The organism is Micromonospora sp. 15K316 (assembly GCF_004348525.1).
In the GTDB taxonomy this organism is placed as follows: Bacteria; Actinomycetota; Actinomycetes; order Mycobacteriales; family Micromonosporaceae; genus Micromonospora.
This window is the reverse complement of the sequence record NZ_SMKG01000082.1, coordinates 1-24371: the sequence shown is the minus strand read 5'-3', so window position 1 is coordinate 24371 and position 24371 is coordinate 1. Positions and strand designations below refer to the sequence as shown.

19 protein-coding genes and 1 pseudogene are annotated in these 24371 nt (G+C 71.8%); 8 read left to right on the top strand and 12 right to left on the bottom strand.

Translation table 11 applies throughout. The features are described 5' to 3' along the window. Positions 1-1394 (top strand): tannase/feruloyl esterase family alpha/beta hydrolase (locus E1211_RS17315; RefSeq protein ID WP_132350033.1); only part of this gene is annotated, 1394 nt, incomplete at its 5' end. A 182-nt stretch (positions 1395-1576) separates the two neighbouring features. Here E1211_RS17315 and E1211_RS17310 read toward each other — a convergent pair. Both E1211_RS17310 and E1211_RS17305 read right to left on the bottom strand, forming a co-directional pair. Further along, on the bottom strand, positions 1577-2023 hold the full coding sequence (locus tag E1211_RS17310) for a VOC family protein (protein WP_132350032.1): 447 nt from the start codon (positions 2021-2023) through the stop codon (positions 1577-1579). A gap of 104 nt (positions 2024-2127) precedes the next feature. Then, positions 2128-4851 carry an AAA family ATPase gene (locus tag E1211_RS17305; protein WP_132350031.1) on the bottom strand — a complete coding sequence of 908 codons (2724 nt, stop codon included), beginning with the start codon at positions 4849-4851 and terminating at the stop codon, positions 2128-2130. Between E1211_RS17305 and E1211_RS17300 the strand changes: the two genes are divergently transcribed. Continuing rightward, positions 4852-5112 carry a BBE domain-containing protein gene (locus E1211_RS17300; RefSeq protein WP_132350030.1) on the top strand — a complete coding sequence of 87 codons (261 nt, stop codon included), beginning with the start codon at positions 4852-4854 and terminating at the stop codon, positions 5110-5112. Positions 5113-5178: 66 nt separating this feature from the next. Here the strand turns inward: E1211_RS17300 and E1211_RS17295 are convergent, their stop codons facing one another. Beyond that, entirely contained in the window at positions 5179-7866 is a 2688-nt protein-coding gene (locus tag E1211_RS17295) for a M14 family zinc carboxypeptidase (protein ID WP_132350029.1), read from the bottom strand. A gap of 208 nt (positions 7867-8074) precedes the next feature. On the opposite strand from E1211_RS17295, the gene E1211_RS17290 reads away from it, so the two are divergent. Beyond that, the gene (locus tag E1211_RS17290) at positions 8075-9445 is read left to right on the top strand and encodes a PLP-dependent aminotransferase family protein (protein ID WP_207915402.1); all 1371 of its coding nucleotides are present in this window, start codon (positions 8075-8077) and stop codon (positions 9443-9445) included. A gap of 16 nt (positions 9446-9461) precedes the next feature. Here the strand turns inward: E1211_RS17290 and E1211_RS17285 are convergent. Together E1211_RS17285 and E1211_RS17280 are read right to left on the bottom strand one after the other, a co-directional pair. Further along, a pseudogene (locus E1211_RS17285) lies at positions 9462-9734 on the bottom strand (TetR-like C-terminal domain-containing protein); the annotation flags it as partial. Positions 9735-9980: 246 nt separating this feature from the next. Next, complete coding sequence (locus E1211_RS17280) at positions 9981-10595, bottom strand: DinB family protein (RefSeq protein WP_132350026.1); 615 nt, start codon at positions 10593-10595, stop codon at positions 9981-9983. 301 nt (positions 10596-10896) lie between these two features. Here E1211_RS17280 and E1211_RS17275 point away from each other — a divergent pair, with 301 nt between their 5' ends. From E1211_RS17275 to E1211_RS17265, 3 genes are all read left to right on the top strand, one after another. Next, a complete protein-coding gene (locus tag E1211_RS17275; RefSeq protein ID WP_132350025.1) occupies positions 10897-14937 on the top strand; it encodes a family 43 glycosylhydrolase in 4041 nt (1346 codons plus the stop codon). An 87-nt stretch (positions 14938-15024) separates the two neighbouring features. Beyond that, on the top strand, positions 15025-17568 hold the full coding sequence (locus E1211_RS17270; protein ID WP_132350024.1) for an alpha-L-arabinofuranosidase C-terminal domain-containing protein: 2544 nt from the start codon (positions 15025-15027) through the stop codon (positions 17566-17568). 11 nt (positions 17569-17579) lie between these two features. Beyond that, positions 17580-19040, top strand: a complete 1461-nt coding sequence (locus tag E1211_RS17265) for a family 43 glycosylhydrolase (RefSeq protein WP_132350023.1) — start codon at positions 17580-17582, stop codon at positions 19038-19040. A 128-nt stretch (positions 19041-19168) separates the two neighbouring features. Here E1211_RS17265 and E1211_RS17260 read toward each other — a convergent pair whose 3' ends face one another. From E1211_RS17260 to E1211_RS17245, 4 genes are all read right to left on the bottom strand, one after another. Further along, on the bottom strand, positions 19169-19852 hold the full coding sequence (locus E1211_RS17260) for an MFS transporter (RefSeq protein WP_165947277.1): 684 nt from the start codon (positions 19850-19852) through the stop codon (positions 19169-19171). 79 nt (positions 19853-19931) lie between these two features. Continuing rightward, on the bottom strand, positions 19932-20171 hold the full coding sequence (locus tag E1211_RS17255; protein WP_132350021.1) for a hypothetical protein: 240 nt from the start codon (positions 20169-20171) through the stop codon (positions 19932-19934). 5 nt (positions 20172-20176) lie between these two features. Continuing rightward, positions 20177-20440, bottom strand: a complete 264-nt coding sequence (locus E1211_RS17250) for a ubiD family decarboxylase (protein ID WP_132350020.1) — start codon at positions 20438-20440, stop codon at positions 20177-20179. Between the two features lie 152 nt (positions 20441-20592). Beyond that, positions 20593-21078: a carboxymuconolactone decarboxylase family protein gene (locus E1211_RS17245; protein ID WP_132350019.1), complete on the bottom strand. Its 486-nt coding sequence runs from the start codon at positions 21076-21078 to the stop codon at positions 20593-20595. Between the two features lie 217 nt (positions 21079-21295). On the opposite strand from E1211_RS17245, the gene E1211_RS17240 reads away from it, so the two are divergent. Then, positions 21296-22237, top strand: a complete 942-nt coding sequence (locus E1211_RS17240; protein ID WP_132350018.1) for an RNA polymerase sigma-70 factor — start codon at positions 21296-21298, stop codon at positions 22235-22237. 22 nt (positions 22238-22259) lie between these two features. On the opposite strand, the gene E1211_RS17235 is transcribed toward E1211_RS17240, so the two are convergent. Next, complete coding sequence (locus tag E1211_RS17235) at positions 22260-22730, bottom strand: TspO/MBR family protein (protein WP_132350017.1); 471 nt, start codon at positions 22728-22730, stop codon at positions 22260-22262. 109 nt (positions 22731-22839) lie between these two features. Between E1211_RS17235 and E1211_RS17230 the strand changes: the two genes are divergently transcribed. Continuing rightward, positions 22840-23361, top strand: coding sequence for a hypothetical protein (locus tag E1211_RS17230; protein WP_132350016.1), 522 nt, complete (start codon positions 22840-22842; stop codon positions 23359-23361). Between the two features lie 29 nt (positions 23362-23390). On the opposite strand, the gene E1211_RS17225 is transcribed toward E1211_RS17230, so the two are convergent. Continuing rightward, complete coding sequence (locus tag E1211_RS17225; RefSeq protein ID WP_132350015.1) at positions 23391-24053, bottom strand: response regulator transcription factor; 663 nt, start codon at positions 24051-24053, stop codon at positions 23391-23393. Positions 24054-24129: 76 nt separating this feature from the next. Further along, positions 24130-24371, bottom strand: a 242-nt coding sequence (locus E1211_RS17220) for a sensor histidine kinase (RefSeq protein ID WP_371686164.1), incomplete at its 5' end; no start/stop codon positions are given.

Genomic DNA, 24371 nt, shown 5'->3' with positions numbered 1-24371 from the left:
CAGCTGTGTATAAGAGACAGATCACCGACGTCCCGGCCAGATGCGACATCACCGTCACGCTGACCCACGGCACGGCGAACGACCACGTCGCCGTCAAGGTCTCGCTGCCGCAGGACCCGAAGAGGTGGACGGGCCGCTTCCAGGCCACCGGCGGCAGCGCCTACCTCGCCGGCGATCTCGGCGCCCCGCTGGTCGAGGCGGTGAAGGACGGCTACGTCGCCGCGGCGACCGACGCCGGCGTCGGCGCGAACCCGCTCGACGTGAGCGGATGGGCGCTCACCCCCGCCGGCACCGTCAACGGTCCGCTGCTGGAGAACTTCGCCTCGCGTGCGGTGCACGAGACGGCCGTGATCGGCAAGGAGGTGGCGAAGCGGTTCTACGGCAAGCCGGTGCGCTACGCGTACTGGAACGGCTGCTCCACCGGCGGCCGGCAGGGCTACGCCGAGGCCCAGGAGCACCCGACGGACTTCCAGGGCATCCTGGCGAAGGCCCCGGCCATCAACTGGGACCGGTTCGCCGTCGCCACGCTCTGGTCGCAGGCCGTCTTCAACGAGGAGAGGGTGCAGCCGACCTCGTGCGAGCTGGAGGCCTTCACCACCGCGGCGATCACGGCCTGTGACCCGCTCGACGGGGTCAGGGACGGCATCATCGACGACCCGCAGACCTGCCACTGGGACGCCCGCCGGCTGGTCGGCACCACAGTCGTCTGCGAGGGCAGGAAGATCACCATCTCGGCGGCGACCGCCGACGCCGTCCGCAAGATCTGGGCGGGGCCGGTCTCCCCCAGCGGGAAGAAGCTCTGGTACGGGCCGAACAAGGGGGCGAGCCTCGCCGCCCTCGCCGCCTACGGCGCGCCCTTCCAGGTCGCCGACCTCTGGGCGACGTACTTCGTGACGCAGGATCCGTCCTTCGACACCACGAAGCTCACCTACCGGTCGTTCGCGCAGCTCTTCCGCTCGTCCCAGCGACAGTTCCACGACGTGATCGGCACCGACGAAGCGGATCTGCGGGCGTTCGCGAAGGCCGGCGGCAAGCTGCTGAGCTGGCACGGCCAGACCGACGAGCTCATCCCCACGCAGGGCACCGTCGACTATCGGAAGCGGGTCGACCGCCTGCTGGGCGGCGACCGCAAGGTCGACGACTTCTACCGGCTCTTCCTCCTGCCCGGGGTGAACCACTGCGGGGGCGGGCCGGGCGCCTACCCGGTCGACGACCTGGGCACGCTTGTCGACTGGGTGGAGAAGGGGCGGGCGCCGGCCACGCTCGCCGCCGCGACGACCGGCGCGGACGGCAGGACCGTCACCCGGGACGTGTGCCGTTACCCGCAGGTGACTCGCTACCTCGGCCACGGTGATCCGGCCTCCGCCGCCGGCTACCGCTGCGCCCTCGCCTGACCCGAGTCGAAACGCACGCGGTGGCCCCGGGGACGAACCCCGGGGCCACCGCCGTGACCGCGCCGGCACCCCGGCCGATCGCCTGCGCGCTCAACGAGAACGACAGGTCCCTTCCGGGGAGACGACCGACGGCGTCCGCCGGCCGCGAGGAGCGGTGGGCGGACGCCGTCGCTGTGCGTGGCTCAGCGGCCGGGGAGGCGTTCGGTGATCTCCTGGAGCATGAACTGGTTGCCGTCCGGGTCGGTGAAGGAGGCGAACGAGCCGTACGAACGCCGGCCCGGGTAGAGGCCGGGCACGCGCTTCTCGGTGCCGGCGTGGTGGAAGACGCCGTCCGCGTCGTGGAAGATCTCGCTGACCTCGACACCCTTGCTGACCAGGTCGGCGCGGGCCTCCTCGATGTCACTGACGATCAGGTGCACGTTCTCGGTCGAGCCCGGCGCGGCGGTGCCGATGCCCTCACCGATCACGATCGAACAGTGCGACCCCGGCGGGGTGAAGTGCACCACCCGGAAGCCCTCGCCGCCGACGTAGTCGAGGTCCTCACGGAAGCCGAGCCGGGTGTAGAACTCCTTGGCCCGATCGACGTCCGCCACCGGCAACACGATCAGCTCAAGCTGGTAGTCCACCATCATGTCCTCCTGCGCGAATCCGGATGCCGTCCGGCATCCGGCACCCACCCTCGCGCGCCGCCGCGTGCGCTCGCCCCAGGGAGACACCCTGGGGCGACCCCGGGTCACCGCTCCCGCAGCGCCGCGGCCAGCTCCCGGCGGGAGGTGATGCCGAGCTTGGTGAAGACCTTGCGCAGATGCCACTCGACGGTACGCGGGCTGAGGAAGAGCACCGCGCCGATCTCCGGGTTGGTCCGCCCCGCCACGGCCAGGCGCGCGATCTGCGACTCCTGCGGGGTGAGCGCGACGGGAACGTCGCCGGCCCGTTTCCGGACGGTCTCCCCGGTGGCGCCCAGTTCCCGGCCGGCCCGCTCGGCGAAGCCCTCCGCCCCCGCCGTGGCGAATGCCTCGTACGCGCGGCGCAGCTCGATCCGGGCGTCGCCGCGCCGGTTCTCCCGCCGCAGCCACTCGCCGTAGAGCAGGCGGGCCCGGGCCGCCTGCAGCCCGAGCCGGGTGCCGGCGAGCCGCTCGACCGCCGCACGGTAGTGCTCCTCGGCGTGCTCTGGGGCCGCCGTGAGCGCGTCGGCGAGGGCCTGCGCGCCCCGCGCCCAGGCCGTGCCGGCCGGGCCGGTGCGCTCGGCGAGACGGTCGCGGGCCTCGGCGGCCACCCCGGTCTCCCCGGCGCGGGTGGCGGCCTCGACCAGCTCACCGAGCGTCCAGCTGAAGACGCCGAGGTCCGGGTGTTCGACCGCCGACCGGGCGGCCGCCAGCGCGGCCGGATACTGGCCGAGGCCGTTGAAGAGCACCGCCTTTGCGTAGCCGGCCAGGCCGATCAGCCGGCCCTGCCCGCGCGCCTCGGCCTCGCGGACGGTGGCGTCGATCAGTTCGATCGCGGGACGTTCCCGGCCCCGGTGTGCCGCCAGGGTGAGCGCGGCGGACGGATGCATGGCCAGCCCGGTGGCCTGCTCGAGCGCGCGGGACTCCTCGATCAGGTCCGATGCGTCGGCGAAGCGGCCCGCGAAGACCAGCGCACCGGCGCGGAACACCAGGGCCGTCGGCAGCAGTGACAGCGACCCGGTGGTGCGGGCGAAGCGGACCGCCTGTTCGGTGAGCCGGTACCAGGTCTCGTCGTCCCACACCTCGTGGGCCACCGGCGCGGCCAGCCACAGCAGGGACAGGTCCTCGTCCGCGGTCAGCGCGTCGAGCGCTCGGCGCAGCCGCGGTACCGCGGTCGCGTGCCCGTCGAGGCTGAAGGTGGTGAGGCCGGCGAGCAGCAGACCTGTCGCGTCGTCGCCGGGCCGGACGGAGAGGGCGGCCTGGGCGGCCCGGCGCAGGTCGTCGCCGCCGGTGCGGCCGGCGTGCACGGCGGCGCCCACCGCGCTCAGATACGCGGTACGGGCGGCGTCGACGTCCAGGTCGGCGAGGCGGCGGGCCGCGGCGAGCAGCGGCGGGCCGGCGGCCCGCCCCGGGTTGAGGGTGAACGCCACCTGGGCGCGCAGCCGAGCCACCTCGGCGCGCTGCCGCTCGTCGAGGGGGCCGATCTCGGCGGCGGCCAGCAGCTCCGCCGCCTCCGCCGGGGCGCCCGCCTGGAGCTGGGCCTGCGCCGCGGCGAGGGTACGCGCGGCGCGCGCCGGCGGGTCCGGGGTGAGTTCGGCCGCCCGCTCCAGGAAGGCCGCCGCCGCGGCCCGGCCACCTCGGGCGAGTGCCCGGCCGGCGGAGCGTTCCAGCTCGCCGGCGACCTCCTCGTCCGGGCCGACGGCGGCGTGCGCGCGGTGCCAGGCGCGGCGGTCGGGGTCACGCCCCGGGTCGGTGACCTCGGCCAGGGCGGCGTGCACGTCGCGCAGCTCGCCGGCGGCGGCCGAGCGCCAGCTGGCGGAGCGGACCAGCGGGTGGCGGAAACGGACCCGGGCGCCGAACTCGACCAGGCCGGCCGCCTCGGCCGGCGCGGCGGCGTCCGCCCCGATGCCCAGCCGGTCGAGCGCGCGCCACAGCAGGGGGACGTCACCGACCGGCTCGACGGCGGCGACGAGCAGCAGCCGGCGGGTCTGCGCCGGCAGCGCGGCGATCCGTCGCTGGAAGCCGGCCTCCACCCGGCCGGCCAGGGGGGTCGCGCTCTGGGCGCCGAAGCCGAAGGCCAGCTCCGCCGGGTTGAGGCCGCGCGGCAGTTCGAGCAGCGCCAGCGGGTTGCCGCGCGTCTCGGCGACGATCCGGTCGCGTACGTGGTCGTCGACGGGTCCCGGTAGCACCGAGTCCAGCAGCGCCCGCGCGTCCGGGGCGGGCAGTCCTTCGACGCGCAGCTCCGGCAGGCCACCGAGGATCCGCTCGTCGCCCGGGCTGCGGACGGCGAAGACCAGCGCGACCGATTCGGCGTCCAGGCGTCGGGCGACGAAGGTGAGGATCACCTCGGACATCCGGTCCAGCCACTGGACGTCGTCGACGATGCAGACCAGCGGCTGCTCCGACGCCGCCTCGGCGAGGAGCCCGAGCACGGCGAGCCCGACGAGGAGCCCCTCCGGTGGCTCGCCGACGCTGCGCCCGAAGGCGACCGAGAGGGCGGCGCGCTGCGGCTCGGGGAGCCGGTCGAGGTGGTCCAGCAGTGGCGCGCAGAGGTGCTGCAGCGCGGAGTAGGCGATCTCGGACTCCGGCTCGACCCCGCCGACCCGGGTCAGCCGGTCGGTCCGGGCGTGCTCGGCCAGGTAGTCGAGCAGCGCCGTCTTGCCGGCGCCCGACTCGCCGCGCAGCACCAGCACCCGGCTGTTGCCGGCGCGGACCTCCCGGAGCAGGCCGTTGAGCAGGTCGGTCTCACGCCTGCGGCCGCGTAGCGCCGGGCTGTCGGTGGTACGTGGCACGTGGTCGGAGCCTACACGCCGGGCCGGGCGGAGGAGTTCCGTGCGCCGCTGGCCGAGCTCGCCGACGCGATGGACCGCTGGGCGACCGGCGGTAAGCAGGCCAACTTCCTGACCGGCTACGGCACCACGGCCGAGGCGGTGGCCCGGGCCTACGAACCGGAGACGTACCGCCGGCTCGTGGAGGTCATGCGTGCCGTCGATCCGGGCAACATGTTCCGCGTCGGCCACAACATCCCTCCCGCGCCGTCGGACGCGGCGTGAGCATGGTGCCGCTCCGGGTGGTCACCGTGCGGGGTGACCACCCGGAGCGGGTGGGGGTCCGGCGGGTCAGCGCTTGACGGGCGCGCCGTCGGGGCCGAACTGCGGCCGCAGCTGCTGGACCGCGGCGGCATCCACCTCGGCCGCCGGGCCGTGGTAGATCGCGTTGTAGAGCAGGTTGTACTGCGAGCGGGGCAGCGTGCGGAAGGTGATCTCGCTGCCGTACGTGACGACCTGGCCCTTGCCGACCTCGAAGGACGCGACGTTGGTGGCGCCCCGGATGTGCTCGGCGCCGCGCAGGTAGCCGCTGGCCAGGACCTCACCCTCGGCGGGGTAGTTCGACACCACCTGGCCGGAGTCGCCGGTGAGCTCCCACGCCTGGGTGTCGTAGAGCCAGACCGGCCAGGACTCGGGCATGCCCCAGGCCACCGGGTTGTTCGGGTCGAAATCCTGGTTGAGCAGGCTGCCGCCGGTGACGAACTCGTCGTTGCTGGTGGGCAGGGCCGGCTTCATCGGCAGGTCGAGCAGCTGCTGGGCGGTCTGCACCGAGTCGCCGATGGCCAGCAGCGTGCCGCCGTTGCGGACGAACTGCTGGAGCTTGCGCCAGCCCTTCTCGCCCACCCCGTAGGCCCAGGAGTACGCCTCGTCGTACTGCGCCGGGTCCAGGCCCTCGACGATGTCGTCCCGGGACACTCCGGAGGAGACGACGATGGTGTCGTACAGCTCGTTGAGCGACTTGCGCTGGAAGTCCTGGGCGGAGACCACGTCGTAGTTGATGCCGTACTGGTCGAACTGCCACATGTCCCAGCCACCGGGCATGTTCCCGACACCGCGCAGCAGCCCGACCCGGGTCTTCGGCTTGAGCTGCACCCCGGCGACCTTGGGAGTCTGGTCGACGGCGGTCACCTGGAGGCCGACCTTGGCCGACGCGGTGGCCAGGGTGTGACGCGCCTGCGGGGTGGCCGGCACGATGTAGGTGCCGGCGGGGTAGTCGACGCCCTTCGCGCGGAACGCCTTGGCGCCGCGGAAGGTGGGGATGTTGGCGTCCTGCAACGCCGAGACGATCTGGATCGTCCCGTACGACTCGGGACGGACCAGGTAGGCGCCCTTGGCGCGGGGCGCGGGAGGCATGGTCACCTGCGGCGGCTCGACCGAGGTCACCCGCTCCAGCTGCGCCTCGAACGGGGCGCGGATCTCGGCGACGTCGACGCCGAGCTGCAACGGCAGGCTGGTCGTCGCCTCGGCGTACGGCAGCAGGACCGGGCAGTCACCGCAGTCCCGGACTTCCGGGTACCGGTCGGCGCCGAGGACCTGGTGCGCCCAGTTGCCGCGTGGCTGGTGCATCTTCACGACGTACGAGCCGGCAGCGTACCGCTTCCCGTCGGCGACGAACGGCGACGTCGCGCGTTCGATCTCCACCTCCGTCCACTCCAGACGCTGGAGCATCTCGAAGGTCGCGTACGGGTCACGCTGCTCAGCGTCCACCACGAAGGCGAAGGTGCCCGACGGCACGCCCTTGGTCAGGTACTCGTGCGGCACCGCGTACAGGTTGTCGTACTGCAGCTTCTCGCCGTTGTCGGCGGTGTACTCCATGCCGGCGTAGGTGGCGATCTTCGCGTAGTCGACGATGTCGGCCAGCGTCCAGGTGTCGGAGCGGTACGGCTCGATGAGGTTCATCCGGGCCTGCTGCGGGCCGAGCGGGCGGCCGTCCTGCGACTTCTGCGGGTACGCGTAGTCGGTCACCGAGGCGATCTCGGTGAGGTAGACGCCGGAGCCGGTGAACGGGAAGTACCCGACGGGCTGCTCCAGGGTCCAGAAGATGTGGTAGTCGAGGCTGCCCACCCCGGTCTTGCCGGCGGCGGCGAGCGCCCGGGCGGCATGCTGCCCGATCGCGGAGACCGAGGAACTCATGTTCGCCGGCACGTTCTCGCTGGTGATCCCCCCGTACGGCGGGACGAAGATGCGGCTGCCCGAGTTGCCCTTCTGGTGCATGATGTGCACGATCGCCGGGCGGTACTTCTTCTCCAGCTCCAGCCGGTACCGGGCCTCGACCTGGGTGAACATCGTCCAGTCCCGGTTGTCGTCGTGGCCTGTGTACTTGTGGTACAGGTCGGGGTAGGTCCGCCGGTAGTCGGTGCCGGCGGTCCGGTTGAAGTGGTCGATGATGAGGTGCTGCCCGTCGGGGTTCTGCGACGGCACCAGGACGACTACCGAGTTGTTCAGGATGTTCCGGGTGAAGTCCGAGTCCTCGGTGGCGAGGCGGTGGACGATGTCGTTGATCGCCTGGCCGTTGCCCACCTCGCTGGAGTGGATGGTCGCCTCCAGGTGGTAGAAGGGCACCCCCTCCGCGGCCAGCCGGCGGGCCTCCTCCGGTGTGGTGCCGCGCGGATCAGCGAGTTTCTGGTTGATTTCCACCAGGCGATCCAGGCGGCGCAGATTCTTCGGCGAACTGATGATGACGGTCCCGTATTCGTTGCCCATCGTCGTCGGGCCGACGGTCTCGTAGTCGACGCGGTCGGACCGTTCGGCGATCAGTTTCATGTACTTGAGCACGTCAGGGTATGAGGCGAGTTTTCCCTCCGTGCCCATCTTGAAGCCGAAGTGCTGCTCAGGGGTGGGGATGCTGGCGGCGCGGGCCGCCGCGGCGCGGGTGAGGTCTGGGCCGGCGCTGGCGACCGGCGCGGTCGCGGTGGCTCCGACCAGCGCCAGCAGGGCCACGCAGGCGCCGTACAACAAGGGTGGACGGGTCTTGAGCATCGGCGGACCTTCCGGTTCGGCATCAGTCATAGTCGATCGACTGTGGCTGAAACCGTAGTCGGGCGCACCGGACTCCACAGTGGCTCCGCTGTTCGCGTTTGTTCTCTTTTCCGCCGCCCGGAAAGCTCAAGAATGGCTCAACACGGTTGCCGCGGGTTCAGCCCACGCGGTATCAAAAACCATGATCGCCGAGCTGTCGAAACCACGATTGACCGACACGCTCGACCCGGCCGCGGAGGCCGCGCTGGCGCGACGACCGGAACGCCTGCACGCCAGCACGCTCGCATTGATGTTCGCCGACCGATCGGCGCGCGGAATCGCCGATCGCCTCGGTGACCTCATCCACTCCGGCCAACTCGCCCAGGGACTGCGCCTGCCCACCGTGCGCGCGCTGGCCGCCGCCCTGCACGTCGGTCCCACGACGATCGCCTCCGCCTGGGCCCGGCTGCGCCAGCGCGGTCTGATCCACTGCGACCGCCGGCACGGCAGCTTCGTCCGCGGGCCCGGGGCGCTGGCCGGCCGCCGGTTCGCCAGCCTGCCGCCCCCGCCACCGGTGCGGCTGGACCTCTCCACGGCGTACCCCGACCCGGCGCTCCTGCCCGACCTGGCCGGGCCGCTGGCCGAGGCGGTGGCCGGGACGCGCTGGCGGGCGTACCCGGAGGACACCGTGGACGCTCAGCTCGCCGCGGTGCTGCACACCACCTGGCCCTTCGAGGCCGAGGACTTCACCGTCACCAGCGGCGCCCACGACGCCCTGCACCGGGTCGCCGGCGTCGTACTGCACCCGCACGACCGGGTCATCGTCGAGGAGGTCGCCGCCGCTTCGCTGCTCGACATCGTCGAGGACCACCGGGCTCAGGCGGTGCCGGTGCGCTGCGACGACGAGGGCCCGCTGCCGGAGGCGCTCGAGTCGGCCCTGACCACCCGGCCCGGCATGCTGCTCCTGCAGACCCGCATGGCCAGCCCGTACGGGCACGCGCTGTCCCGCCGGCGGGCCCGGGCGCTGATGCCGATGCTCGCCGACCGCGACATCGTCATCCTGGAGCAGGACAGCGCCCACGAACTCGCCCCGACCCCCGACGTGTCGCTCGGTGAGTTCCTGCCAGGCAAGACCCTGCTCGTCCGCAGCTGGAACACGTCGCACGGGCCGCACCTGCGGGTCGGGGCGCTGGCCGGGATCCGGCGGGTCGTCTCGCGGGTGCGCGCCCGGCAGATGGCGACCGGCGGCTGGCCGTCCGCACTGACCCAGCGCGCCCTGGCGCAGATGCTCACCGACCCGCAGACCCGGAAGACGATCCACCGGGCCCGGGCCACCTACCGCCACCGCCGGCAGCTGATGGTCGAGGCCCTGCGCGCGCAGGGCCTGACGCCCACCGGGATCGCCGGGCTCTCGGTCTGGGTGCCCGTCGGCGACGCCGCGACCGCGATCCGGTCACTCGCCGCCGACGGGATCGGTATCGCCTCGGGCGCGCCGTTCACCGTGCACGGTGACGGGCGATCACACGTGCGGATCGCCACCACGCTGTGGCACGACGAGCACGCGCGGATCGCCCACGTCCTCGGCGAAGCCCACCGATGACGACGGCTGATCCTCGTCAGGCCAGGAACGACTCGACCAGGTCGTCGACCCAGTCGGGTTCGAGCGAGTTGTTGGTGAACACGGCGCGATACATCAGCGGCCCGAGCAATGCGTCCGCGGCCCGCTCCACTTGCGGCACCGTGCCGCCGCGGGCCCGTTCCCGGTCGAGGATCGCGGCGAGCTGGGCGTGCCGGTCGGCCATGCAGGCGCGGCTGGCGCCGGCCCCGGATCCGACGGCAGCGCGCATGAGCGCCAGCCCCTCGGGGTCGGTGAGGTCGGTGGCGACGTCCGTGGTCCAGCGCTTACCTGAGCGTCGTCTTCGCCTTCACCGACCGGCCGGCCATCACCGTCAACCTCAGCGTGATCGTGCGCCGGATCGACGATCGCTGGCGCATCAGCCACTACCAGGTGTCCCGGCTCGGCTGAACCGGGCGGGCCGGTCCTCTTCGACGCGGCTCTCCCGCGCTGTCCGCGTACGAGGCGGCGTCGCCGCCCGCCCGCCTGCCGGCCTCGACGTCGGGATCCGGCACGGATCTCAGTCGTGTGCGGTGACGGAGTCGGCGTCGTGGTCGGGCGTGGTGGCCGCCCTGGCAGCCCGCTCGATCCTCGCGCGTTGGGCTGCCCAGAACGCCGCATCGCGTTGCGTGTTCGCGTACCGGGGTGCCGTGCCGGTCGAGCCGTCGAGCTGTTCGCGCAGGATGTCGGCGTGTCCGGCATGCCGGTTGGTCTCGGTGAGCACGTGGACCAGGATGTTGAACAACGTCACGTCGGGGCGTGGCCACCAGGGGACGTGACCTGGGGAGTCGATGGCGAGAGCGGTGATCGTCGCGTCCGAGTGCTCCCACACGCGACGGTAACGGTCGATGATCTCCTCGCGGGTCTCGTGCGCCGCCGCCCACATGAGTGCGCCGTGCTCCCGGACGTCGTTCCACCGGGGCAGCGGCTCGGGGAACGGCCTGTCGAACACCTCGCCGAAGTACCAGGACTCCATAATCGACAGGTGCTTGACGAGGCCGAGAAGGTTGGTCCCGGTCATGGTCAACGGTCGGCGGATGTCGTACTCGGGCAACCCGTCGAGCTTCCACAGCATCGTCTCGCGGATCTCTCGCAGGTCGCCGTGCAGGTACTCCTTCGCGAATTCATCGATCACGGCGCCCGAGCCTGCCACGTGCATTCGACAGGCTCAACCCACCGCCGCGACTGAGTTTGTGAACGTAAACATAAGGGCTTGTCAATCCCTGCCGCGATCTTTGCCGATCGGGGGTGCCGACGCTGGCAGCAGTATTGACATGATCGATACATGTGCGTACGTTGGCGCTCACTCCCGAGCATGTTAACGCTCGCTTCGTAGACCGAGCGACCTCCGTCGGAGCGCAGCGCCTCGGGCACCGACCGGCTGCACCACCGTCTTGACGCCCGATCTCCGTCGAGTCACAGGAGGAAGCCCGGCAATGTCCTTGTCGCCAGCCCCGCTCCGCCCGGCCCGCCGTTCTGCCCGTCGCCTACTCGCCGGCCTGACCACGCTCGTCACCGGCCTGGTCGGCGTCGTGGCCCTGACCCCGTCGGGCGCGGCGGCCTCCCTCGACGACGGTCTCGTGCTGCGCTACGACCTGACCCAGAGCAGCGGCACGACAGTGCCGGACAGCTCCGGCCACGGACGCGACGGCACGCTCAGCGGCGACGCGACCTGGCAGGGGCCGGACGGCCTGCGCCTGGGCGGCGTCGACGGGCATGTCCGCCTGCCCGACGACGTCCTGCGTGGTCTCACCGAGATCACCGTGTCGGTACAGGTCAACGTGGCGACTGACCAGGCCACCCCCTACTTCGTCTGGGGGCTCGGTAACACCGGTCCCGACGGCGTCGGGAACGGCTACCTCTTCACCACCGGCAACGCCTTCCGCGCCTCGATCGCCAGCGGAAACTGGTCGACCGAGCAGACCGTCACCACCGGCCGCAACCTCACTCGCGGCAGCTGGCGCACCATCACGTACACCCTGGGCGGTGGCACCGCGGTGCTCTACGAGGACGGCGTCGAGGTGGCCCGTACGCCCGGCATCACCCTGACGCCGGCGGCGATCGGTGGTGGCAGCACCACCGCCAACTACCTCGGCCGCTCCGTCTACACGGCCGACCGGTACCTCAAGGGTCAGGTCCGTGACCTGCGCGTCTACGACCGGGCGGTGACCGCCGAGGAGGCCCACGCGCTCGGCGAGCGGACCGCGACCGGGCGCGCCGCCGACGACGCGGCGGCCCTCGACCTGGGCGACACCACCGCGGTCACCGAGAATCTCAGCCTGCCCACCCGGGGCGCCGGCGGGTCGACGATCAGCTGGTCCTCCAGCAGCCCGGCGGTGGTGTCGAACACCGGCGTGGTGACCCGGCCCGCGCCCCGCTCCGGAGACGCCACCGTCACGCTGACCGCCGCGGTCACCTACGCCGGCCACCGCGTCACCCGTGACTTCACCGTCACCGTCGTGGCGGACGTCAGCGACCGGGAGAAGGTCGAGGACGCCCTCGCGGCCATCGTCATCCACGACCAGGACGCCGTCCGGGGCAACATCACCCTGCCCACCAAGGGGGCCCGCGACGTCACCTTCGCCTGGACCGCGAAGGACCCCCGCGTCGTCACCCGGACCGGCGAGGTCACCCGCCCGCAGCACGGCTCGAAGGCGGCCAGGGCCCGCCTCACCGTACGCGCGACGAAGGGCCGGGCGAGCGCCGTCCGACACTTCACCCTGACCGTCCTCCCGCTGCCGAGGAAGGAGGAGCTCGAGGGGTACGCCTTCGCCTACTTCACCGGAGAGGGCACCGCCGACGGCGAGCAGATCTACTTCGCGGCGAGCCGCGGCAACGACCCGCTCAGGTACGACGAGCTCAACGGTGGCCGTCCGGTCCTCACCTCCGGCGAGGGTGACGAGGGGGTGCGCGACCCGTTCATCATCCGCAGCCCCGAGGGCGACAGGTTCTACCTCATCGCCACCGACCTGAAGATCTATGGCAACGGCGACTGGGACGCCGCCCAGCGCACCGGCAGCAGGCACATCGAGGTGTGGGAGTCGACCGACCTGGTGACCTGGTCGCAACAGCGGCACGTGCGCGTCTCCCCCGACACCGCGGGGAACACCTGGGCGCCCGAGGCCTACTACGACGACACCATCGGCGCCTACGTCGTCTTCTGGGCCTCGAAGCTCTACGCGCCGGAGGACACCGCCCACACCGGCGACACCTACAACCGCATGATGTACGCGACGACCCGCGACTTCCGTACCTTCAGCGAGCCCAGGGTCTGGGTCGACCCGGGGTACTCGGTGATCGATTCGACGGTGGTCGAGCACGACGGCAGCTACTACCGCTTCACCAAGGACGAGCGGAACAACACCTCCAGCACCCCGTGCAGCAAGTTCATCCTGGAGGAGAAGTCGACCGAGCTGCGCGACACGAGCTGGGACTTCGTCCAGGACTGCATCGGCAAGGCGACGGAGGACGGCGAGGGGATCTCCCGCGGTGAGGGCCCGACGATCTTCAAGAGCAACACCGAGGAGAAGTGGTACCTGTTCATCGACGAGTTCGGCGGACGCGGCTACGTGCCGTTCGAGACCACCGACCTCGACGGCGGCCGCTTCACCATGTCGACCGGCTACGATCTGCCGACGCACCCGCGGCACGGCACCGTCCTGCCCGTCACCCGGGCCGAACTCGACCGCCTCCGCCAGGGCCCCTCGCCCGCGCCGGCCACGAAGCAGGGCGTCATCGCCGACTACCGCCTCGCGGGAGGCGACGGCACGACGGTGGAGGACAGCTCCGGCAACGGCCGCGACGCCGTCATCCGTGGCGGGGTCACCCGGGGCCGCGACGCCTTCACCTTCGACGGCGAGGACGGGTACGTCGACCTGCCCGACAACCTGCTGACCGGGCTCTCCGACGTCAGCGTCTCCGCCCAGGTCTGGGTCGACCCCGGGCAGGCCACGCCGTACTTCATCTGGGGTCTGGGCAACACCACGAACGGCGCGGGCAACGGCTACCTGTTCACCACGGGCAACGCGTACCGCACCGCCATCGCGAGCGGAACCTACTCGACCGAACAGAACACCTCTGCCGGCCGCGACCTGGGCCGCGGCGGTTGGCACACCATCACCTACACCCTGTCCGGCGGGGTGGCCCGCCTCTACGACGACGGTGTCGAGGTCGCCCGCAACAGCGGGGTCACCACCGAGCCCGGCGACCTCGGTGGCGGCATCACCACCGCCAACTACCTGGGCCGCTCCCTCTTCGCCTCCGACCGCTACTTCAAGGGCCGGATGCGCGGCTTCACCCTGTGGAACCGGGGACTGTCGGCCAAGGAGGTGCTCGGCCTCCCCGGGAACGAGACCGCCATCGGCTCGGTCGAGCTGGACGCCCTCAAGGTGCCGGCCATCATCGACGGCGACACGAACACCGTCACCCTGCCCGTCGAGCCGGGCACCGACGTGACCGCGCTGGCACCCCACTTCCGAATCGGCGACCGTGCCCGCCTCACCCCGCGCAACGGCGCGAAGCGGGACTTCAGCGAGCCCGTCACCTACACGGTCACCGGCTCGCACGGCAGCCGCCGCAGCTGGACCGTCAGGGCGGTCACCATGAACAGCCCGGTCCTGCCCGGCTACAACGCCGACCCGAACATCGTGCGCTTCGGCGACACCTACTACATCTACGCCACCACCGACGGCTACCCCGGCTGGTCCGGCACCACCTTCAAGACCTGGTCCAGCACGGACCTAGTGCGCTGGACCGAGCACCCGACCATCCTCGACCTCGGCCCGGACGTGTCCTGGGCCGACGGGCGCGCCTGGGCACCGGCGGCCATCGAGAAGAACGGGAAGTACTACCTGTACTTCTGCGCCGACGCCAAGATCGGGGTCGCCGTCGCCGACTCCCCCACCGGGCCGTTCGTCGACGCGCTCGGCGAACCGCTCGTCGCCGCGAACCCCGACGGCGGCCAGGCCATCGACCCCGCGGTCTTCACCGACGACGACGGCCGCAGCTACCTCTACTGGGGCAACGGCAACGCCTACGTGGTCCCGCTCAACCCGGACATGACGTCGTACGACGCCACGAAGGTCAAGCGGATCACCGGTCTGACCGGCTTCCGGGAGGGGCTGTTCATGGCCCGGCGCGGCGACACCTATCACCTCAGCTGGTCGATCGACGACACCCGCAGCGAGAACTACCGCGTCGGTTACGCCACCGCGACCACCCCGATGGCCGACGGGCTAGTCAACCGCGGCGAGATCCTCGGCAAGGACCCGAGCCTCGGCATCCTCGGCACCGGCCACCACAGCATCGTCCAGGTGCCCGGCACCGACGACTGGTACATCGCCTACCACCGCTTCGCCATCCCCGGCGGCGACGGCACCCACCGGGAGGTGACCATCGACCGCCTGCGCTTCGACGCCGACGGCACTATCGCCCGCGTCGTCCCGACACTCGAGAGCGTCCCTCCGCTGGCGCCCTGACCCCGCGGGCGGGCGCCGGCGCGCCAGGTGACGCCCGCCCCGCCCACCGCCAACGAATCCCACCGCTGACCGGGAGGCCGATCACCCATGCGTACGCACCGGCTCGTCGCGGGCCTGATAACCGGAGTCGTGGTAGCCGGGCTGAGCGCGAACGCCCCCGCCCTCGGCGCCGACCAGACCGCCGCCCTCGACTACACGATCACCGTCGACGCCGGGCGCCCGGGCCCGGCCATCGACCCGGACATGTACGGCGTCTTCTTCGAGGACATCAATCGGGCCGCCGACGGCGGGCTCTACGCCGAACTCGTCCAGAACCGCTCGTTCGAGTACCTCCCGATCGACAACGGCGCCTACACCGGCCTCACCTCCTGGAGCGTCGTCTCCTCCGCGGGCGGCAGCGGCACCGCCGTCACGGTCGACGACGACGCCCGCCTCAACGAGCGCAACCGCACCTACCTGAAGCTGACGCTCACCAACACCGGCGCCGGCACCTACGGCGTGCAGAACGCCGGCTACAACACCGGCATCGCGCTCGAGAAGGGCAAGAGGTACGACTTCTCGGTCTGGGCCCGCACCGACACCGCCGGTGGCACCCCGTTGACGGTCGGCCTGCGCGATCAGGCCGGGACGAGGACGTACGCCGCCCCGGTGCGGGTGAGCGTGCGCGGCGACACCTGGCGCCGGTACACCGGCACGTTCGTGGCCACCGGCACCACCGACGCGGCCCGCCTCGCGGTGCAGGCCGCGGGCGCCGGCACGCTGCGCCTCGACATGGTGTCGCTCTTCCCCCGCGACACCTTCAAGGGCCGCTCGAACGGCCTGCGCAAGGACCTCGCCGAGAAGATCGCGGCGCTGCGCCCCGGCTTCGTGCGCTTCCCCGGCGGGTGCATCGTGAACACCGGAAGCATGTACGGCTACGACGCCGCCAGCGGATACCAGCGTGCCCGCGCCTACCAGTGGAAGGACACCGTCGGGCCGGTCGAGGAACGCGCCACGAACGCGAACTTCTGGGGCTACAACCAGTCCTACGGCCTCGGCTACTACGAGTATTTCCAGTTCGCCGAGGACATCGGCGCGAAGCCGGTGCCGGTGGTGCCGGCGCTCGTCACCGGCTGCGGCCAGAACCGGGCCGTCGACGACGAGGCGCTGCTGCAGCGGCACATCCAGGACACGCTGGACCTCATCGAGTTCGCCACCGGCCCGGCCACCTCGACGTGGGGCGCGAAGCGCGCGGCGATGGGTCACCGCGCGCCGTTCGGCCTCGACCGCCTCGAGGTCGGCAACGAGGAGAACCTGCCGGACGCCTTCATGGCCCGCTTCGTGAAGTTCCGCGACGCGATCAAGGCGAAATACCCGAACATCACGGTCATCAGCAACTCCGGGCCGGACGACGCGGGCGCCACCTTCGACCGGGCGTGGGAACTCAACCGCGCCAACGGTGTGGAGATGGTCGACGAGCACTACTACAACAGCCCCGACTGGTTCCTGCAGAACAACAAGCGCTACGACAGCTACGACCGCTCCGGCGCCAAGGTGTGGCTCGGCGAGTTCGCGTCGCAGGACAACAAGCTCTACAACGCGCTGGCCGAGGGCGCGTACCTGACCGGCCTGGAGCGCAACGCCGACGTGGTGACGATGGCGTCGTACGCGCCATTGCTGGCCAACATCGACTACGTCCAGTGGCGGCCGGACATGATCTGGTTCGACAACGACCAGTCGTGGGGCTCGGCCAGCTACGAGGTCCAGAAGCTGTTCATGACCAACGTCGGCGACCGGGTCGTGCCGAGCACCTTCAGCGGCGCGACGCGGGCACCCGAACCCGTCACCGGAGCGGTCGGGCTCTCCACCTGGCGGACGGCGGCGAAGTACGACGACGTGCGGGTCACCTCGGCCGACGGCACGCAACTCTTCCACGACGACTTCTCCGCCGGCGCCGACCGGTGGACCCCGATCGCCGGCCGCGGCGCCTGGTCGGTCGTCGACGGCGGCTACGTCCAGTCCGACACCGCCGCGGAAGACACCATGGTCGAGGCGGGTGACGAGAGCTGGCGCGACTACGACCTCGACGTCAAGGCGACCAAGCTCTCCGGCGCCGAAGGGTTCCTCGTCGGCTTCGGGGTGAAGGACACCGGCAACTACTACTGGTGGAACCTGGGCGGATGGAACAACACCCAGGGCGCCGTGGAGAAGGCCGTGAACGGCGGCAAGACCACGCTGATCGCGAAGCCCAACACCATTGAGACCGGCCGCGCGTACGACATCAAGGTCCAGATCCGCGGCACGAAGGTCACCCTGCTGCTCGACGGGCAGGTGTGGGGCAGCTTCGACGACAACGCCGTCACCGAACCGTTCGCCCAGGTCGTCACCCGCGACGTCGCCGCCCGCCAGCTCATCGTCAAGGTCGTCAACGCCCAGGCCGCACCCGCCCGCACCACGATCAACCTGGGCGCCGGCGTACGCGTCGCGAACACGGCGCAGATGACCGTCATCAGCGGCGACCCGGAGGAGCTGAACACCCGTACGGCGCAGCTCATCAAGCCGAGGACCAGCACCATAAAGGGCGTCGCGCCCACCTTCACCCGCACCTTCGAGCCGTACTCGGTGACCTTCATCCGCGTCCAGACGAAGTAGGAGCAGCAGCGATGAGCACTCCCCTCAACCGACGTACCCTCCTGCGCGGCGGGCTCGGCGTGGCCGCGACCGGGCTGGTCCTCCCCGTCGCCGGGAAGAACGCCTGGGCCGCCCCGCCCACCGACGCCGAGATCTACGGCGCGCCGACCACCAACCCCCTCGTGTGGCAGCGGGCCGACCCGTTCGTCACACCCCGCACTCGCGGCCGCTACTACTTCACCGCGTCCGTGCCGGAGTACGACCGGCTCATCGTGCGCGCCGCACCGACCATCGAGGGGTTGGGCGGTGCCGCCGAGGCGGTGGTGTGGCGCCGTCCCGCCAGCGGGAAGATGGGCGGCCACATCTGGGCCCCCGAGCTGCACCGGATCGACGGCCGCTGGTACCTCTACTTCGCCGCCGGCGACTCCGACGACGTCTTCCGGATCCGCATGTACGTCATGGAGTCCACCGCGCCCGACCCCCGCGACGTCAGCGGCTGGTCGACGCCGCGGCAGATCATCACCCCGTGGGACAGCTTCTCGCTCGACGCCACCACCTTCGAGCACCGCGGGGAGCGCTACCTCGTCTGGGCGCAGAGCGAACCGGAGATCAGCAGCAACAGCAACCTCTACATCGCCCGGATGACCTCACCGTTCACCATCACCGGAAACCCGGCGCGCATCGCCACCCCCACCAAGTCGTGGGAGGTGCAGGGCTTCCGGGTCAACGAGGGCGCGGCCGTGATCAAGCGCAACGGCCGGATCTTCGTCACCTTCTCCGCCAGCGCCACCGACGCCCGCTACTGCATGGGGCTACTCACCGCGGACGCCCGCGCCGACCTGCTCGACCCGGCCACCTGGAGCAAGAACGCCGACCCCGTCTTCACCACCAACGAGCAGACGCGGCAGTACGGCCCCGGGCACAACAGCTTCACCGTCGCCGAGGACGGCGAGACCGACGTGCTCGTCTACCACGCGCGGGACTACCGGGACATCGTCGGTGACCCGCTCTACGACCCGAACCGGCACGCCCGCGCGCAGCGCCTCTACTGGCACGCGGACGGCACACCCCTGTTCGGGGTGCCGGTGGGCAGGGGCGGCCCGATCGTGCGGCTGTCGCCCGCCAACGCCTCGTCGTCGTTCGTACGCCACTACGCATACGCGCTGCGGGTCGACCCGCAGGTGCGGGAACTCGCCGACTCCCAGTTCCGGTTCGTGCCCGGGTTCGCCGGCGACCGCACCGTCTCGCTCCGGTCGGTGAACTTCCCGGACCGCTACTGGCGGGTCGACGGGACGAGCCTGCGCATCGACCCGGCGGAGGACGGCGCCACGTTCGCCGCGCAGGCCAGCTTCCGTCGGGTGCCCGGCCTGGCGAACAACAACGGCGTCTCGCTGGAGCTGTCGGACCGTCCGGGCAGCTACGTCAACCACGACAAGGGGCACCTGACGGTGGGCACGGCGTCCCGAACGAGGTCGACCTTCTGGCTCAGCTGAGCGGAGACGCGACGGGCTGAGCGAGGGCCTCCCCGGGCCGTTCCCCGCAGAGCGACCACCCGCGAGCAGTACGCGGGCCCACCACGGCAGCCGGCCGCCCGACGCCGCTTAGCGCGACAGCTGTTCCGTCAGACCAGCGGTGCGGCCGGGGGTCCGGACGGGCGCCGCGTCAGCAGGACGATCCCGCTCACCGCGGTGGCCAGCACCGCCACCACTTCGAGCGGTACGGCCAGCAGGAACGGCGTCCGCCAGGTGAGGCCCCGCGTCATGAGCGCCCCGAGCACAGCGCCGAACCCGAGCGCCAGCACCGCCGCGCCGGCGACGACGGGCACCGCCCAGGCGCGCTGCGCTCTCATCTGCGCCACGAGCGCTGCCGTGACGCCCCACGCCAGACCCGCGGCGATTCCGGTCAGCGCGCGGGCGAACAGCAGCGAACCACTCCCCGGGGCCAGCGTCGTCAGCAGCGATCCGGGAATCAGCAGGATGGCCGCGGGCAGCGCCGTCGCGGTCGGCCATCGCCGGCCGAGCAGGTAACCGACCGGAACCGTGAGGAGCGCCGGCAGCAGGTAGGCGACGAAACTCCAGGGGATCACCGAGGCGGGCAGGTGCATGTCCATCCGCATCGCGGTCCCGGCCGGCCCGAAGGTGACGGCGAGCAGGTAGACACCCAGCAGTGCGGTGAGCGCCGGCCCGATCAGCAGCCAGGCCGGGCGGGCAGGGGCTGGACCGTCACCACCGATCACGACGATCACGCTGGCGCGGGGGCCGCTCGGGGGAACCGGGTCGGCGGTGCCGGGGGATGGCGCGGTCACCCCTGAGAGCATACGGACGCGCGGCCGCGCGGCAAGTAGCGGCGCTCGATGCGCTGGTCTGCCGGGTGCCGCGTACCGGTCACGGGTGGCGGCCGCCCCGCCGTTCGGCTTCGAGCAGGGCCGCGAGCGCGGACCGTTCTGCCTGGTGCCGGCCGAGAAGCGGGGCGCTGAAGGCACCCCACGCGGCGTCCTGCTCGGCCGTCATCTGGGCTCCGTCCACCTCGGACTCGACATCGGGGTGAGCGTCGAGGAAAGCGGAGAAGAGCAGTCCCATCTCCCGGCTGTGCCGCCGGTTGAGCGCGATGCGTCGCGGGTCCATCGTCCTCACGCCTGCGGGAGGTCGTCGCAGAGCGCCAGCTGGTCGAACACGACAAACGCTACGCGCGTGGGATCGCCGGGCGGGTGCACCCGCAGGGTGTGGTGCGGGTTCGGCGCGTCGTCGAGGATGACGACCGTCTCGGTCCCGGTCGGCAGGTCGGCCGGCCAGTCGATCTCGTCGGTGGGTTCCGCGACGAGGACACGGGCGCGCTTCCCGCGCAGCCCACTCTGGTCGTACCGCAACGGCGTGCGGTCCTGCTCCTCGCCCATGTGCCGCCCCCTCACCTCGCCGTGCCGGCATCGCTCGATCGACTGGGTTCCCGGCAGGTCGAGGTGGTGCCGCGACCCGGGAACCCGAGTCGACCTTAGGCGGGCCCGGCCCGGGTCGGATGAACCGGGCCGGGCCGGAGACGGCTCACCGCTCAGCTGGACCAGCCGGCGAACGCGCCGGTCTCGTAGGAGCCGCCCTGCTGGTGCACGATCACGGCGAGCCGGTTGGCCGCGTTGATCAGCGCCACCAGGGAGACCAGGGCGGCGATCTGGTCGTCGTCGTAGTGCTTGCGTACCGCCGCCCAGGTCTCGTCGGAGACCCCGGCATGGGCGTCGGCGAGCCGGGTGCCCTCCTCGGCGAGCGCGAGGGCGGCTTGCTCGGCTTCGGTGAACACGGTGGACTCGCGCCAGGCGGCGACCAGGTGGAGCCGGACGGCGGTCTCACCGGCCGCCGCGGCCTCCTTGGTGTGCATGTCGATGCACCAACCGCAGCCGTTGATCTGGCTGGCCCGCAGCGACACCAGCTCCTGGGTGGACCTCGGCAGCGAGGACTGGTGGATGACCAGGCCGGCGTTGGCGAAGCGCTTGGCGAATTTGACGGCCGTCTCGTTCTCGAACAGGTTGATTCGGGTGGTCATGGCGGCGTCCTCCCTCGTGCTGTCGTGCTGGACGACCATGAGATGCCGGCGACCGGGGCGCTGTGACAGCGGCGGGCACGTGACCCGCGCCACAGGTTGCGCCGCTCGCCGTCGGGTCGTTCCGCGCCGGACAGGATTGGCTACGGTCTGCGTGTCACACGACGGCGCACCCCGGCATCTGATGGGTGACCCAGCCGAGAGTGAACAGGAGCCAACCATGGCCGGCACGGCGCGCACCAACCCCGATGATCGCGGCCCCGGCGGCGACCTCGACGGCCGCCCGGAACCGGCCACCGAGACGTTCCTCGCCCACCGGAACCTGCTCTTCACCGTCGCCTACGAGATGCTCGGCTCCGCCGCCGACGCGGAGGACGTCCTGCAGGAGACCTGGCTGCGGTGGACGGGCGTCGACCTCGACGCGGTACGGGACCAGCGGGCCTACCTCGTGCGGATCACTACCCGCCAGGCGCTCGCACGGCTGCGCACGCTCCGGCGCCGGAAGGAGTCCTACGTCGGCTCGTGGCTGCCCGAGCCGCTGCTCACGACGCCGGACGTGGCCGAGGACGTCGAACTGGCCGACAGCGTCTCGATGGCGATGCTGCTGGTGTTGGAGACGCTCACGCCGACCGAGCGGGCGGTCTTCGTGCTGCGCGAGGTCTTCGATCTGGCGTACGACGAGATCGCGGAGGCCGTCGAGAAGAGTCCCACCGCGGTCCGGCAGATCGCCCACCGGGCACGGGCGCACGTCGCGGCGCGCCGGCCACGCGGGGTCGTCTCCGCGGCCCAGACCCGGGACGCGATCGACGCTTTCCAGCGGGCGGTCGAGACGGGCGATCTGCAGCAGCTGCTCGACATCCTCGCGCCGGACGTCGTCCTGCTCGGCGACGGTGGCGGAGTCAAGCAGGCCGTGCCGCGCCCCATCGTGGGGATCGAGAAGGTGAGCCGGGTGCTCGCCGCCGGCCTGGGCCGGGTCGCCGTCCTGGGGTCGCTACGGCCGGCGCAGGTCAACGGCCACCCGGCGCTGATCTTCCGCCAGGACGGCGAGATCGACACCGTCGTGGCGGTACGCATCGACGGCGGTCTCGTCACCGGGCTCTACGCGGTGCGTAATCCGGCGAAGCTCTCGCACATGGAGCGGGCGACCTCCCTGCGCCGCTGAGCGACCGGCCGCCCGGAGCCGATCACCTTCCGGGGTTGAGGCGTACGACGGCGCCGTTGAGCGCGGTGGCGAACACCGTCCACGCGACGTAGGGGGTCAGTGCGAGGCCGGCGACGCGGTCGGTACGGGCGGCACGGCGCAGCAGCAGGAGGTTGGACACGTCGAGCGCGGCGATCTCGGCGAGCGCGGCGGTGGGTCGGTGGGCGCGGAAGAAGAGCGCGGTCCAGCCGGCGTTGAGCACGAGGTTCAGCGCGTAGCCCTTGGCGAACGCGGCACGCTCGGCTCCCCTGCTGCGGTCCAGGGTGCGGGCGCCCGCCACCGCGATGAGGGCGTACACCGGGGTCCAGACCAGGGGGAACGCCGCCGGCGGCGGCTGCCAGCGGGGTTTGCGCAGCCGCCGGTACCAGCGTGAGGAGGGGTCGGTGGCCAGGCTGCCGGCGGCGGCCGTCGCGGCGACGGCCGCCGCGGTCGTGATCCAGGTGGGTGCCCGCATGGTGGTCCGGTACCCGCCCTGCGGGGCATCAACCTGAACGCGACGTTCGGCTGCCGAGCCGTTTCGTCGACGTGACCGCGTGGTGACCGCCGGTACCTACCGTGTGGGGATGCGACGGACGGGGCTACTGGGACTCATCTGCGCGTTGGTGCTGGCCGGCCTGACTGCCTGCAGCGCGCCGATTGAGGGCGCGGTCGGCGTACGACTGGACCCCGACGGCCGGCTGGTCGGTGTGTTCGACTGGTGCCGGGGTAAGGGGGCGGTCGTGATCACCCTCTACCGGGGTGTGGACGGCGGCGGGGTCAGGGGCAAGGTGATCCGGCTCGAGCGGGAGCAGGATCGCCGGGCCCGCGAGACGGAGGAGGTGGTACTGCTCGACCCGGCGGACGGTTGGCGGACGAAGCTGGCGCCGGCCACGTTGGACGACGAGCAGATGTACGACCTGCGCGCCTGGAACGAGGACGGCGGCGCGGTGGAGGACTTCCCGTTCCGGGTCAGCGAACTACGCGACCGGGCCGGCCCGAACACGATCCTCACCAAGAGGTGGGAGGGCGACACGGACGGCGGATACGTCGCCACCTACCGCACGCACGAGGACTTCGCCCGCCACGCCCGGACGGTGTGCGACTGAACCGAGCGCCCGCCGGGCGAACGTTGGTGTCAGCGACGGCGGGGTGTGACCAGGCCCGACTCGTACGCCCACACGACCAGCTGGGCGCGGTCACGGCAGTGCAGCTTCGTCATCGCCCGGTTGACGTGCGTCTTGGCGGTCAACGGACTGATCACCATCTGCGCGGCGATCTCGTCGTTGCTCAACCCCCGGGCGACGAGCTCGACGATCTCCTGTTCCCGGGCGGTCAGCACCTCGCGTCCGGCGGCCGGGTCCGCCGGTGCCGGGCCGGCGACGAACTCGCTGATGAGCGTCCGGGTGACGGCGGGGGCGAGCAGCGCGTCGCCGCGCGCCACGACGGCGACGGCCTCCAGCAGGTCGGCCGGGTCGGCGTCCTTGAGGAGGAACCCGCTGGCGCCCGCGCGGAGCGCCGCGAAGACGTAGGAGTCGAGCCCGTAGTTGGTGAGGATGAGGACGCGGACCGCGGCGAGGTCGGGATCGGCGGCGATGCGCCGGGTCGCCTCGATACCGTCGAGTCCCGGCATCTGCACGTCCATCAGCACGACGTCCGGGCGCAGCCGTCGGGTCAGCTGGACGGCCGACGCGCCGTCGACGGCCTCGCCGACGACCTCCAGGTCGTCCTCGGCGTCGAGCAGGGCCCGGAATCCGGCCCGCATCAGGGCCTGGTCGTCGGCGAGCAGGACCCGGGTCATGCCGGCTCCTCGCTCCGGTCGAGGCCGCCTGGGCCGGTCACGGAGAGCGCCCGTCGGATCTCCCGCAGGCGCGCGGTCATGCCGGTCCGTCGAGCGGGAAGGTCGCGCGTACCCCGAACCCGCCGCCGTCGCGGGCCGCGGCGTCGAGCGTGCCCCCCAGTCCGGTGACCCGTTCCCGCATCCCGCGCAGACCCACCCCCGGCGTCGGCGACTCGGCAGGCGAGGCTCGGCCGTCGTCGGTCACGGAGACGGTCAGCCGCGCCGGGGCGTACTCCACGTGGATCCGGGCGGTGGCGGGGCCGGCGTGGCGGGCCACAT

What these genes read in the sequence shown, in the direction of transcription:
- E1211_RS17255 (WP_132350021.1), bottom strand. Translation starts at nt 20,171, where the DNA reads ATGGACCCGCGACGCATCGCGCTCAACCGGCGGCACAGCCGGGAGATG.
- E1211_RS17265 (WP_132350023.1), top strand. Translation starts at nt 17,580, where the DNA reads ATGAGCACTCCCCTCAACCGACGTACCCTCCTGCGCGGCGGGCTCGGC.
- E1211_RS17270 (WP_132350024.1), top strand. Translation starts at nt 15,025, where the DNA reads ATGCGTACGCACCGGCTCGTCGCGGGCCTGATAACCGGAGTCGTGGTA.
- E1211_RS17295 (WP_132350029.1), bottom strand. Translation starts at nt 7,866, where the DNA reads ATGCTCAAGACCCGTCCACCCTTGTTGTACGGCGCCTGCGTGGCCCTG.
- E1211_RS17245 (WP_132350019.1), bottom strand. Translation starts at nt 21,078, where the DNA reads ATGACCACCCGAATCAACCTGTTCGAGAACGAGACGGCCGTCAAATTC.
- E1211_RS17230 (WP_132350016.1), top strand. Translation starts at nt 22,840, where the DNA reads ATGCGACGGACGGGGCTACTGGGACTCATCTGCGCGTTGGTGCTGGCC.
- E1211_RS17250 (WP_132350020.1), bottom strand. Translation starts at nt 20,440, where the DNA reads ATGGGCGAGGAGCAGGACCGCACGCCGTTGCGGTACGACCAGAGTGGG.
- E1211_RS17235 (WP_132350017.1), bottom strand. Translation starts at nt 22,730, where the DNA reads ATGCGGGCACCCACCTGGATCACGACCGCGGCGGCCGTCGCCGCGACG.
- E1211_RS17310 (WP_132350032.1), bottom strand. Translation starts at nt 2,023, where the DNA reads ATGGTGGACTACCAGCTTGAGCTGATCGTGTTGCCGGTGGCGGACGTC.
- E1211_RS17275 (WP_132350025.1), top strand. Translation starts at nt 10,897, where the DNA reads ATGTCCTTGTCGCCAGCCCCGCTCCGCCCGGCCCGCCGTTCTGCCCGT.
- E1211_RS17240 (WP_132350018.1), top strand. Translation starts at nt 21,296, where the DNA reads ATGGCCGGCACGGCGCGCACCAACCCCGATGATCGCGGCCCCGGCGGC.
- E1211_RS17225 (WP_132350015.1), bottom strand. Translation starts at nt 24,053, where the DNA reads ATGACCCGGGTCCTGCTCGCCGACGACCAGGCCCTGATGCGGGCCGGA.